The sequence below is a fragment of the Lysinibacillus sp. FSL K6-1151 genome, assembly GCF_038630755.1.
In the GTDB taxonomy this organism is placed as follows: domain Bacteria; phylum Bacillota; class Bacilli; order Bacillales_A; family Planococcaceae; genus Lysinibacillus; species Lysinibacillus fusiformis_D.
Genome location: NZ_CP152040.1, coordinates 3,304,836 through 3,318,368 on the forward strand (window position 1 = coordinate 3,304,836; position 13,533 = coordinate 3,318,368).

The window sequence follows — 13,533 nt, forward strand, 5'->3', positions numbered from 1 at the left end:
TGCAAACTATGATATTGGTTTTAATCTCATTAATTTAAAGCCTTCATAATTATTTTGAGCCACCTCATGACAATGCTTTGTATAATAATCAAATCCGCCCAGATAAATTAAAAAACTGCGGGGTTTACCTTCAATATTAGCTCCCGTATACCAGGAATCACCTTTGACGTAAAGTGTTGTGTTAGCAATCTCTCGACAATGCTTGCTCCAAGCTTCCTCGGCATCTTTATTTGGTTCCACAAGGTCAATGTCATGCTCACGCAAGTAATCGATACATTGTGCAATCCATTCTACATGCTGCTCAATAGCGATTGGCATATTCACGAGGACAGATGGACTTTCTGGACCAGTAATCATAAATAAATTAGGAAAACCTGCTGTTGTTAGTCCGAGATATGTTTGAACAGAAGCACCATCCTCCCATTTTTCCTTTAATGTCTCACCGTTCCTTCCCCTTATATCAATTTTAAATAATGGTCCTGTCATGCCATCATAGCCTGTTGCAAAAATGATACGATCTAAATCGTAATGTTCATCCGTCGTTTGAATACCTGTTTCTGTTATTTTTTTGATAGGTGATTCTTTTACATCCACCAGTACAACATTCTCCCTGTTGTAGGCTTCAAAATAATCACTATCTAAAACCTGTCTTTTCGTGCCATACATATACTTCGGACATAATTTTTCTGCTACCACAGGGTCTTTCACAATTTGTCGTATTTTAGAGCGAATAAATTCCGCTGCTTTTTCATTGGATTGTTCATTTGTTAACAAATCATCATAAGTGGCTGCGAAGGCAAAACCACCTTGTGCCCAAGCTTCCTCAAAAACCGCCATCCTTTTATCATCACTATCCTCCATTGCAGATTGCTGATTTTGTGCAAAAGGTGTACCTGATATAGAATTTCTCATCGACTGCTTTAAAGCTTCGAAATTTTGCTTGGTTTCTGTGATAAAGTTCTCATCATATGGATGATTACGAGCCGGAATCGTATATTGTGGTGTCCGTTGAAATACAGTAAGCTGCTCTGCTTCTTTCGCAATTACAGGTATGGCTTGAATACCACTGGAGCCTGTCCCGATAATTCCTACTCGTTTCCCTGTAAAATCAACCTTTTCATGTGGCCAATGCCCCGTGTGATACCAATTTCCGCTAAACCGTTGCAGTCCTTGAATGTTAGGAACATTGGCAGCAGACAGACAGCCTATTCCTGTAATAAAATACTTTGCTAAAATGTGCTGTCCGTCATTTAGATAAACAATCCATTTATGACGTTCCTCATCAAAATGTGCTGCAGTGACCCTTGTATTAAATTGGATATCCGTTCGCAATTGAAAGCGATCTGCCACGTAATTTAAATAACGTAATATTTCCGCTTGTTCTGGAAATCTAGATGTCCAAGTCCATTCTTCATACAACTCTTTTGAAAATGTATAGTTATAATAGATGCTTTCTATATCACATCTAGCGCCCGGATAACGATTCCAATACCAAACACCGCCTACACCATCTCCAGCCTCGCATACAATGGTAGAAAAACCTTTACTCCTCAGCTGATGTAACATATACAAGCCTGCAAAGCCAGCGCCTAAAACAACTGCATCCACCTCTTTAATTGTTTGGCTACTCATCCACTACACCCCTCACTCCAATAAATTATTAAATACAAATACAAGAAAATACTGGATTTCCTTAGCTTAAACACTACAACTTACAGAAAATATTGAAAATTCCTTATTTTAAGCGTAGTATATACTTAAAAAAGGGGATAGGTCATGTCCAATCTTTATACCATTCAAAAACGTTTCGACACGGTACAAAGTTATGCCAATCATGAAGAGCTGTTGATACATATTTTGCAGGTATATTTAGATTCTTTTCCTATCAAAGATGCCTACTTATTAAGGTATTCTCCAATAGGCTTTGTAGCTGAAGGAATCATTTTTTTGAATGAATCTGGAGGTAGTCATATCGGTGAAATTCGAGAGGAGATTCGTAGCTTCCCTATTATTTATGCTGCTATTGAGGATAAGAAGGCTAAATTTTGTACAGGAATGGATTATTTAAAAAATATAAGTATTAAATATTCTATTCCCTCACAAAATAATTCATTTTTAATTATTCCCATCTTCATTGGCCAATATGTTTTCGGCTATATTTGTAGTACACAATTGGAAGAGGAAATCGCTATAAATGAAAAGCTATTGGATGACATGACAGCTTTTGGAAATGTTATTGGTCAGCTTATCATGCAAACTAGAAATAGCAAAAAGGAAGGCCTTCTTAGCAAACGTGAGCTGGAGGTGATGAGACAGGTAGCACAAGGGGGAAGTACGAAGGAAATTGCAGATTTTATGGATTTAAGTGAATTAACTATTACCCAATATGTCAAATCTGCTATCAAAAAATTACATGCCAGAAATCGTTCTCATGCCATTAGCATTCTTTATCAAGAGGGAATTATTCTATAAAAATTCAGGGGGAGCATGCAACTCCCCTCGATTACTACACAAGTATGCTCTGCATCCATTGCATAATGCAACAATTTTCTTAGACTCAAATGTCTTCGCTTTAACAACTTTATTACCCCCAGTAGGCCCTCATTAAATCTATTGACCATGCTGGCTGTTGAACATCCTTTTTAGGTAAAAACTCTTTCATCACAGGCTTTATATCTAGTATAGGTGTGCCATCAATGGCATCTAGCCCTTGGACGATTAATGCTCTTGGTTTGACCTCTAATAACTCAACGATTGTACTTCCTAATTTATTGGGTCTATTCTTACCCCTTTGCGCGAAAATGCCGACCTCGGGATAATTTTGATTATTTCTAGGATGTCTCGCCTCATATTGGATATGATCGTCTGTAACTTTATCAAAATAAAAAATAATTTCTAGATGAGAAAAATCTCCTATTCCTTTTAAGGATGCCTCCTGGATATGATCAGCAAGTTCAATAGTTGAAATAATCTCTCCCCAATAATCATCTTTGATCATTTGCCGATTGTTATAAACTGTAGCGATTGATTGAACGATATATTGCATGTCTTTTATCTCCCATCGTTTCGAATGTTTAATAATACGGACTTTAATTCCAGTATATACAAAATAGACAAAAAAAAGATGATTAACCTCGTTAATCACCTGACGTCCCATAATCTTTAATGGTTACATTCACTTCACATGTGATTGGAACCTCACTAAATGTTTGATCCCAATCTTTTTTTATTTTTTGCCATACCTTTGGATAATCTATTCTTATTTTATTGCCAAATCCAGCAACATCCGTTTGAAATTCATGTTGCGTTTTTTCCAAAACCTTCTTCACTAATCGTTCAATCTCTTTTTCAAATACTTTCTCCGCTTTTTTCAAAAATCGATTGTCAAATGCCTTATCTGATAGGACCCAATGTTCAGAGATTCTACCCTCTGTTTGAATTTTTATGGTAAAAGAGATTTGATCGTCCTTTATGAGAGGAATAATTTTACTTTTAGCTGAAATAATTTCATAGATAATGGGTGCTCCTGACTCCTCATCAAAGCCTTTGACTAAACCACCTTTCCCTTCGCCTGTTATCCATGCAATTCCTTCCAAGTCACTTTCATTTAAAAAGCCACGCAACTTTTTCGTTTTGCCTTCAATGACAGCAGCTCCTGCAAACCTTACTTCCCCATCTTCCGCTAACACATTTTGCAATAAAAAGCTTGAGTCTGAATAGAGCTTTCCTTCTAACTTGGCAACGGTCATCGGTGGTAAAATCTTAGTCGTCCTTTCATGCCCCTCCATCATTTCCACTAATTGAAAAGCTGGAATTTTCGTTGGTTCATTCGTTTCAAGTGCCTGACTTGCACGATTTTGAGCAATAAGGAGCAGGCCACTCGGTCGTATTTCTAATTCTCTTAGAAAAAAATCTAGTGTTTGTTGAAGATTGACGGTACTGGCTAAATCTTCCCCAATAATAATCACTTTGGAATGTTCAGCAAAGGAGCGTTTATCAACTTTTAGAAGCATATTTCGTAATGTTGGCAACACCGCATCGCCCGTTTCAGTGACATTTTTATATGCTTTTTCAGGTAAGGTACCCTCTTTCGTTCCAGAAACTGTTGTCTCTGATGTAATGAATTGATTGGTAATTGTTAGCAGATCCCTATTTGCATATCTAGCATCTTGTTGCTCCTCAGAAGATACATCACCTGTTTCTAAATCCAATGATGTGCCTACAATAATACCTAAATCCTCAATCTCTTTACTACTCCAGCAACCAGTAAGAAGAAAGGATACAGTCATTAATAGAAGGTATCGGATATATTGATGTTTTCGCTTCATGCTTTATTTCCTCTCCATTTCGATATAAGGAGTAAAATTATAGGTACGGCACCAAATAAAATTAGTGCAGCATGGCCAATCTTATCGCCAAATGTAAAAAGATCATTAATATTTTTTGGCGTCATCGCAATGATATAAATAACCGGTAATAATCCGTATAAGAAAGGATTCATACTTTTCTTAAAAAGTTGAGCTAATCCTAAAGCAGCTGCATAATAGGTAATCGAGAAGGTAGCAAATATTTGCATAATCCAGATGACCAGTAAAAACGACTCAAAGCGTTCAAAAATTAATCCAGGAATTTCAAAACTTCGCATCAATTCAATCGTGGGCCATGTCCTTGTCATAACCCCTTCAATGGATAAAGCTCCAATAACCATAACAACTGTAATAACATAAAAAAGTAAAGGAATCGTTATGCCCACTAGTACAACCTTTACAGCTTTTGATTTATCTGATGGATACATAAATGCTACTATAAGCAGCATAATTTCAGGACCTAAAAATGCCAGTGTCGCTGTTTTGATCCCCTTTAACATGGGTACAACACCCAAACCTAATACTGGTCTAAGATTATCGATTTCAAAGATTCCTAAGCTTAAAAAGGCCACGAGCAAAAAAATCACAAAGGTTATAGGGAAAATGATTTCAAACAAACGAGCAATTGTATTGATGCCACCACTAATCAAATAAATCCCTACCCACAAAAAGGGCAAAATGATAGCCCATGTAGGTGTTCCTTCTAATAAGAAGAGAGAGGTTACTTCAGCCATTATGCGAACCTCAAAAGCAGAAATGGTAAAAAAGTAGACAATTACACATATACTTATGAATGAGCCCAACCATTTCCCTATAATATCTTGATTGTATTGATAAAATGTTTTGTCAGGATATTGTTGGCTTAGCTTGACAATAATTACGCCCGCAATCATGGCAACAACTCCACCTAAAAAAACACTAATCCATACATCCGGCGTTTTTACTTTTTCTACAGATGCACGAGGTAAGGTAAGAATTCCAGTGGCAAGAATATAGTTAATAATAATAACAACTGCTTGTGATGTCGTTATTTTATCTTTTAAAGTGCTGTTCAAGGCTGTTTTTCTCCTTTCCTCTTATTTCCCTTTGCGGATAGAATCTTTTGGCTTTAATAATCTCGGACGATGTTTCATCACCCTGAACGGCATACGAACCATAAAGTCTTTCCAGTCACCTGCTCTATACGGAACAGTAGGACTAAGATATGGTACGCCGAAGCTCTTTAGTTTCACTAAATGACTGCAAAGGAATAAGAAAAATAGGATGATGCCATATAGTCCAAATAAAGCAGCAGAAAACATTGAGACAAATCGCAGCATTCGTAGCGTGATGCCAGCATTATATTGAGGAATAGCAAAGGAAGAAATGGCCGTTAATGCAACAACAATAACCATAATTGGACTAACAATTCCTGCCTGTACTGCTGCTTCTCCAATGACAAGCCCCCCAACAATTCCCATTGTCGGACCAATCGGCTTAGGCAAGCGAAGGCCCGCTTCTCGTAGTATTTCAATGGCAACCTCCATAATGAGAGCTTCGATTAATGCTGGGAAGGGTACCCCTTGCCTTGTCCCCATCATAGACAACGCTAGTTTAGTGGGGATTAACCCCTGATGAAACGACACAAAAGCAATATACAAGGATGGTCCAAATAAAGTGATACCTGCAGCAAAATAACGAAGCAAACGGATAAGAGAGCTAGGCAACCAACGTTCATAATAATCTTCTGGTGATTGCAATAACATATTAAATGTGACAGGTACAATTAAAGCAAAGGGAGTGCCGTCTAATAGAATTGCAACTCGTCCTTCCAGTAAAGCTGCAACAACACGATCAGGACGCTCGGTACTCTGTACTTGCGTAAACGGACTAAGATAATTGTCCTCAATCAATTGCTCAATATAACCTGATTCAGCTACATCATCCAAATTGATCGTTTCAATCCGTTTCCTCACCTCTTTGACGAGATCAGGTTCCACAATTTCATCTATATAGGCTAAGACTAACTGTTTTTTTATTCGCTCCCCCACTTCCATTTCAATAATAGATAAATGTTGGTTTTCACCATGTTGCCTCAATAAAGAAGTATTGACACTTAATTTTTCCGTGAAGCCCACCCTTGGTCCACGTACCAATGCTTCAGAAACAGGCTCCTCAAGATTTCGAGTCTTTCCATGTGCGGTACCAATGATAAATACACTCGGTATACCGTCAACAATTAATACAGTAGAGCCAGTTAATACCTTTCCCACGGAATTCATGACATTCGATTCATCTATAAGATCACTCACTGGTAGGATTTCATTTGCAATCAATTGTTGTAATTCATAACCTCTTATCAACGTGGAACTTTCTGAAAGTCCATTCATTAATGATTTTAAAATATGCTTGTCAATCAGCTCTTTATCGCATAACCCTTTAAGAAAAACGATAGCTGCACGATTACCAGTATTTCCAATGTGAAATTCTCTGAAATGAATATCCCAATTATGACCAAGTTCTTTCCTCATTAGTAAGAGATCTTCACTGTAATTACCTGTAAATTGCTCTAACGTTTTTTGAATAGGTTTATGCACCGTCTCACTTTGATCACTATATTCTTTTATATCAATTTTGCCGTTGCCCTTTTTGACAATAAAAAAACCATTAAACAATTTGAAAATCAAATATGGAATGAAAAATGCTAAAAAGCCCTGAAAAAAAACTTGCCAATGCGGCACATAGGAAATCACCTTTTCCCACATATTGATCACCCTCTTTAGTACAATCGTACAGAGTATCCCTACATGTTTTTAGCATTATCTAAGCAACGGCATTTTAAACTTCTAATCCCCAACATTCTTCACAAAACAAGACATCTGATCTTTGATAGTCATAAAAAAACCAGCCTCAAATAATTTGAGAACTGGTATTAATAAATTGTTGTAGTATTGGATAAGTTGACTTGTCTTTCCTAAGTATTCTTCAATATCGATTCTACTTACTTTCTAAATCCAATTTTCTTTAACGACATTGATTTCATGCGTTATGAGCAGGACTCCCCATTCCCCTCTCATGCCTTATTTCCACCTTTAATGTTTAGGATAAATGAAATCTATTAAATAGGATATGGTATACTAGCTACTATGAAAAATTAGAAGGTGAAATTTATGCTAGAAGTCAGTGAAAGTAAATTAGCACAATATAGTCTACATTTTGTGAGCGAAACACTTATTTTAGGAGAAGAAGCCTTGTCTCAACCCGAAGTCATGCTAGAAGCAGCCTTTACACAGCTTGCATTTAGTAAAATAGATATGGAGCAGCAATACGAATTTTTCCATGAAACCAATATTGAGCTTAATGAAGTTTTTACGTATTCTAAGACTATTTTTGAACAGAACAGTAACTTTCTAGAACAGTCACAAAATATGGCTAGGCACTTACATAGTGTCTCACAACATCCAAACATCAAAAGCGGTGAACTGTTTATTGGTTTGTTCGAAAATTGTTTACTATTGAATGAAGCTAAAAAAGTTATTGCCATTGTCAAAATTGATGAAAAAGAAATATTTTTAGATGTAAAAAATGACCACAATCAAATGATTATCAACGGCGTTGATGGTATTAACGTCAAGAAAATAAATAATATGGCTATCATTGTTGATATGGGACCAGATCAAGCACCTGCTGTGTTTATGAAAACGAAACGTAAAGAAGATATTGTTTATTGGCAAGAACGATTTTTAAAAATTAAAGCAGCAGATGAACATTATCATAAAACGGATTTAGCATTAGCTGAATGTAAAAAATACATCTTAAAGGAAGAAAATTATACAAACACGGAGAAGCTGGGACTTCTGAATAAAACACTAGATTATTTTAGAAATGAAGAGGAGTTTCAAGTAAACCATTATATCGACACCGTATTTGAGCAAGCAGATGCTAGCCAAAAAGATATCATCATCAACTCAGTCAAACCCTATGAAACAGTCATTTCGGACAGTGCTTTAGAAAAGGCTGAGAAGAAGTATAAACGTAAAATCAAACTGGATGCCAACATTGAAATACAAGTAAATATTCAACATATCGATCAAATAGATGAGCTGATTGAAGTTGGCTATGATGAGGCAACGAATCGTAAATTCTATAAAATCTATTTCCAGGATGAACAGTAGAAAGGGCATTCACTTTTTATGAAAGCTGATTTAACATAAACAGATAAAAAATAATGATTTCCATTTCAGACTACCCGCTGTCCTGTGGATTGGCGTTAAGCTACTTCCTTCGCTATCTCTACGTGCAGGGTCTCAAAAAGGCTCGCTTACCCACTGAAATCGGTAGACTTTCACTATAGTCAGTAGTAGTGGAACATTTTAAACATTAGAATTCAATTGATGTTCATCAGAAGGTGCTCCTAAAGCTAACAATTAGGAGCACAAAGCTAAAACCATCATACTCTGCACTAATGCCTTCGTTACTCGTGCAATTCCAAGGACGTACTAGGTCGTAACGGAAAATGCTCCTCTCCTTGCAGAATAGTAACGTTCAGTTCTCTTTCTCCCTATAGAAAACACTTTCGTCATGTCCTTGTACATATACTCCTTCCTTCAATCTAAATAAGACCCAATCTTTTGTGTAAGTTGTACTGTAAATAATGGCTATTTTTCAAAGCAATCGGGTACTAAAAAAGAGAGGGCATGTCTTGAACTCCGCTCTTTTGATTTCTTTAAAAATTTTTAAAAAAGATAAAACCTTTTCAATTGGTAAAACGTCTAATTATTGGTAACACAAGTTAACCTAAAGGAGAATTGATAAACATGAAAAAACCTGTTAAAAAAACATGGCTATTGGCTTCAGCACTAACACTAGGAATGGCTGTATTAACACCGCTGCAAGCTGGTGCAACATCTGTGGAAACAACAAATAATGTCATAATGCAAATAGAACAAAAAATACAAGGTACCGTTAAATATTTTGGTGGTGATGGCCTTACTATCAAAGGTACAGATGGCAAAAATTATTATATTGGGTTACACAAATTCTCTGATCAGCAAATCGAGCAATTGAAGCTAGTGGAAGGACAGGAAATTTCAGTTGAAGGTAGCATTATAGAGGATTACTCGGACTTCTATACCTTTGATGTGTACAAAAAATCACTACCTAAGGGCGTAACGAAAGAAGAGTTAATCCAATTAGAAAAACTCTTTCATGACATGAAAAAAGCAGGAAAAGAAGAGAATTATGAGGAAATGGAACGTCTCTATCAAGCGATGGATAACATCACAAGACCCTATGAATTAGCAAACTGGCAACCTGAGCCGTTTGAAGAATTTATCAATGAAGCAGCATTTACTGAAAAGAACATTGTTATTAAAGCTCAAGATAAAGAGCAGTTGAAAACTCTTTATACAGAATGGATAAAATTCACAAAAGAAGATAAAACGGAAATGGCACAAGAAAAAATAGATAAAATTTACACGATCCTTGAGCCGTATCACCAAGAGCTGTATCCGCCACTAACGTTTGAGCAATACATGGCGGACATGGAAGTAGATTTGACAAAAGAGGAACTCACAGAGTTAAAATCTATCTATGATGAAGCTCAAAAAGCAGATAAAGATAAAAACGAAGAGTTATCAATGAAGCTTTGGGATCAATTCTACGAAAAGTTGAACTCACATTTTAAATATGAACAAATTTCCTTTGAAGAATATATGGCTGATATTGAATTCGAAATTAGTCAATCGGATTACACAAAATTAAAACAACACTATGAAAAAGCTGTTACCCTTGAGAAAGATGGGGAAGAAGAAAAAGCTGGTGAGCAATGGGAAGCCTTCTATAAAATTTTAGATCCTTATTATGAGGCCAATAAAGATATTCTCATCTCTGCATCTAAACTCATAATTAATGGGCAAGATTTACTTCCAGAGCAAACTAAATAAATTTTATTGGGGCTCTCCTATTGATATAGGAGTAGCCCTTTTTGAGTTTTCTGATGTGACAAAATTGTCATGTTATCCCTCGAATAGTCATGCTAATCGATGGTTTGACCATATTTTGGTTGTTATAGTAATCCATGTTGTAACAAATATATTTCATTCTAAGGAGAAAACAACATGACACGATTAATGAAAAAATCGATGATGATTGCTGTAATATTGATCTTTTATATTTTGATACCCAAATTAGTACAGGCTGCATCAAATGATACAATTAGGAAAATTGATCAATTTATTGAGGAACAGCAAACCATTAGCGAAATCCTAGGCCTTTCGGTAATCATTGTTGATAAAGGGAAAACGGTATATCAAAAGGGCTTTGGTTTTGCAGATATGAAAACAAAAACGCCTGTCACTTCTCATACCCTTTTTGAGCTAGGCTCCACCTCTAAAGCATTTACGGCGCTTGCTATTCTGCAATTAGAAAATCAAGGTTTGTTAAAACGCTCTGATAATGTTCAAAAATATATCCCTTGGTTATCATTAGCCTATAAAGGGGAGGAACAGGTCATGACAATTCAGCAGTTATTGTCACATACAAGCGGAATTCCCTCTAATTCAATTACTCGTATTCCAGAAAGCACGGCTGATAACGCCCTTGAGCTAACGGTCAAAACATTACTGGATCATCCATTAAATCGCAAACCAGGTAGCTCCTTTGAATATGCAACGATTAATTATGATGTCTTAGGACTAATTATTGAGCATGTTTCGAAACAGCCATTTGATCAATAAATCCAGCAAAATATTTTACAACCTATTAACATGGATCAATCTTTTGTAGGGGTTCATCAAGTACAATCTAGTAATATGGCTTCTGGTTATAAAATTGGCCTTATGAGAGAGCAGGCATATATACCACCTGTCTACAGTGGGAATATCCCTGCTGGCTATATCATCAGTAACGCCAATGATATAGCGAGATGGTTGAAATTACAGTTAGGAAACAGCGAAATCTATTCACTCAGTAACAATCTCATTCAAGAATCCCATATTCCCGATCAAACAGTGGAGCCTTTTGATACGAATACTTTTTATGCAAACGGTTGGGCAGTTGTTGAAAAGGACAATAAACCATATATTTACCATGCTGGTGAAAATCCAACCTTTACTTCATATTTCATCATGCAACCAGATGAACAAATAGGCGTAGCTATTTTAGTCAATATGAATACAAGTTTTACAACAGCGATTGGACAAGGGGTCATGGATTTATGGGAAGGCAAAACGATTCAAAATCAACATGTTAGTAGCTATCAAAAGCTAGATAAAATTGTAACAATTATAAGTGCTATCGTCATCGCAATTAGTATTTTCTTCTGTTACCTATTATTTAAAAATATTCAAAGCCTCTATAACAAGCAACGTGGTTTGGCAAAATTAAATTACAAAAGAATATTCCTTTTATCTGTACATTTTGTACTCGCTACTACACTACTGGCCGCGATATTTTTTACGCCCACTATTTTACTCGGTGGCCTAAATTGGACATTTATCAAAGTTTGGGCTCCCACTTCTATTACGATATTGTTGTATAGCACCATTGTGGCAAGTTTCCTCTATTTTTCACTAGGGTTTACACTCATTGCTACAAAAAAGAAAATCTAGATAACGCCTACATTTTCGATGAAGAAAAGAAGGATAGTTCGTCACAATCAATGGATATATTTCACACATTTAAATGATAGATAAGAATTTTATCCATCTATTTTCATTGTAGGTTGAAAATTAAATGGTAGGTCCAAACAGGAAAGGTCACCTCTATACTTTTTAAGATTCTATTCGTAATGCTGAGGAGATGACAGAAGACTTTCACCTGCGCAAATTAAAAAGGCAAAAAGAATGGGTAGTCTTATGAATTGAACAATGAATGGTAAGCTGGTTCGCCCATATTGCACTAACACTAAATAATAATAAAAGCGGCGTTTTTGAAACTTGACATTTATTTTTTTATAAAAGCATCACCGCTTCATTTAAGCTAAAACACTAGCTACAATTCTGGATTGGGTCATTATAGAATAATCAATTAGACGAATACCCCTCTCCTTTCAATATCCCCACATACAATAAATTGAAGAAAGGAGAGGTCACAATGGGATACTTTGGAAACACAGGCGGTTTTAATTGTTGTTACGGAGGCTATAGTCAAGGCTTTGGTCAAGACTATGGCGGAGGTTATTGCATGGACTACGGTAAAAATAATAGTTCCACATTCGTTTTAATTGTTGTTCTATTTATTCTTTTAATTATTGTAGGCGCAACTTTCGTGCAAAAAGAATATTAATATGAATCATCTTTCACTGTAAGAAAACGAATATAAGCTAGTGCCTTCATTATTGGCAACTATCGATCATGTCGTTACAGCACCATAACAAAAGGGTCACCTCCAGCTGGTGACCCTTTTGTTATGGTGAGAACATCTTGTTGATGTCATTATAAAACTTGCCTCGTCAAATTTTGTTAGTCCACAATTAGGGAAAAAGCCAGTTCTTTTCCCAGCTTTTCATCGGACTAGGCGTCTTTTTTAAGGAAATGCTATTGTTCTCACTTCAATTTTCGTTAGTTCAATATAACCAATAAGCTAGACATAATTGAATAAAATGATAGAAATTCCAGATGCACAATTCGAGGAAAGTTTTATATTGAAAGATGGCAGAGAAAAATAGAACAGATGGCAAATAAAGTCGCCTGTTTTTCATTTTTCGCTTTTCATCATAAATAAATCTTGCTATCATTTCTTTATTTCCAGCAGGTAAAGTCGTAAAATCGGGGAAAATCTATAGTTTATTGAAGAAATCCGGTAAAAAGGATGAGGTAAATGCATTAGCAGGATTAGGGAAAGTTCAAAAGTTTAATAGCAGAGGAATCTTAATGGATGGAAATTCTAAGACTGGATGGCAACATATTGATAAAAGACATGTGTCAGGAACTGCTGCTACAAAAGGGACAACACTTTTTCCAAAACACCTTGGTGAGGCGAAAATTAAAAATTTAATTATGGAGTCTCTAGAAAAAGGACAATTAGCAAGTGTTAATCCAAAAGATGGTACTATGGTATATAAATATAAACCTAATAAATATGGTATTGATGAAATGACAACAGTTGTGACAGATAATTATGTTATAAAAACTTCTTACCCAACCAGTGGGAAATCAGTCATCACTAAAAGATAATTAGAGGAGAG

The 13,533-nt window shown here is 35.9% G+C and carries 10 protein-coding genes and 1 pseudogene; 6 read left to right on the top strand and 5 right to left on the bottom strand.

What is annotated here, in order from left to right; all coding sequences use genetic code 11:
- Window positions 1-6 precede the first annotated feature (6 nt).
- On the bottom strand, window positions 7-1,632 hold the full coding sequence (locus MHI04_RS15885) for an NAD(P)/FAD-dependent oxidoreductase (protein ID WP_342535010.1): 1,626 nt from the start codon (window positions 1,630-1,632) through the stop codon (window positions 7-9).
- Between the two features lie 144 nt (window positions 1,633-1,776).
- Between MHI04_RS15885 and MHI04_RS15890 the strand changes: the two genes are divergently transcribed.
- Entirely contained in the window at window positions 1,777-2,472 is a 696-nt protein-coding gene (locus tag MHI04_RS15890) for a helix-turn-helix transcriptional regulator (protein ID WP_036124263.1), read from the top strand.
- A 112-nt stretch (window positions 2,473-2,584) separates the two neighbouring features.
- Here MHI04_RS15890 and MHI04_RS15895 read toward each other — a convergent pair whose 3' ends face one another.
- The 4 genes from MHI04_RS15895 to MHI04_RS15910 form a co-directional block, all read right to left on the bottom strand.
- The gene (locus tag MHI04_RS15895) at window positions 2,585-3,046 is read right to left on the bottom strand and encodes an SAM-dependent methyltransferase (protein WP_058844358.1); all 462 of its coding nucleotides are present in this window, start codon (window positions 3,044-3,046) and stop codon (window positions 2,585-2,587) included.
- Between the two features lie 91 nt (window positions 3,047-3,137).
- The gene (locus tag MHI04_RS15900; RefSeq protein ID WP_036124261.1) at window positions 3,138-4,328 is read right to left on the bottom strand and encodes a Ger(x)C family spore germination protein; all 1,191 of its coding nucleotides are present in this window, start codon (window positions 4,326-4,328) and stop codon (window positions 3,138-3,140) included.
- Entirely contained in the window at window positions 4,325-5,422 is a 1,098-nt protein-coding gene (locus MHI04_RS15905; protein ID WP_340809285.1) for a spore germination protein, read from the bottom strand. Before MHI04_RS15905 ends, MHI04_RS15900 begins: the two co-directional genes overlap by 4 nt.
- Before the next feature lie 21 nt (window positions 5,423-5,443).
- Complete coding sequence (locus MHI04_RS15910; protein WP_036124257.1) at window positions 5,444-7,111, bottom strand: spore germination protein; 1,668 nt, start codon at window positions 7,109-7,111, stop codon at window positions 5,444-5,446.
- A 405-nt stretch (window positions 7,112-7,516) separates the two neighbouring features.
- On the opposite strand from MHI04_RS15910, the gene MHI04_RS15915 reads away from it, so the two are divergent.
- The 5 genes and pseudogenes from MHI04_RS15915 to MHI04_RS15935 all read left to right on the top strand — a co-directional run bounded on the left by MHI04_RS15915 (window position 7,517) and on the right by MHI04_RS15935 (window position 13,522).
- Window positions 7,517-8,521 carry a hypothetical protein gene (locus MHI04_RS15915; protein WP_340811815.1) on the top strand — a complete coding sequence of 335 codons (1,005 nt, stop codon included), beginning with the start codon at window positions 7,517-7,519 and terminating at the stop codon, window positions 8,519-8,521.
- Between the two features lie 642 nt (window positions 8,522-9,163).
- Window positions 9,164-10,291 carry a hypothetical protein gene (locus MHI04_RS15920; protein WP_036124253.1) on the top strand — a complete coding sequence of 376 codons (1,128 nt, stop codon included), beginning with the start codon at window positions 9,164-9,166 and terminating at the stop codon, window positions 10,289-10,291.
- Between the two features lie 201 nt (window positions 10,292-10,492).
- A pseudogene (locus MHI04_RS15925) lies at window positions 10,493-11,956 on the top strand (serine hydrolase domain-containing protein).
- 574 nt (window positions 11,957-12,530) lie between these two features.
- Complete coding sequence (locus tag MHI04_RS15930) at window positions 12,531-12,632, top strand: YjcZ family sporulation protein (protein WP_139149540.1); 102 nt, start codon at window positions 12,531-12,533, stop codon at window positions 12,630-12,632.
- Window positions 12,633-13,135: 503 nt separating this feature from the next.
- Window positions 13,136-13,522: a hypothetical protein gene (locus MHI04_RS15935; protein WP_340809288.1), complete on the top strand. Its 387-nt coding sequence runs from the start codon at window positions 13,136-13,138 to the stop codon at window positions 13,520-13,522.
- Window positions 13,523-13,533 lie beyond the last annotated feature (11 nt).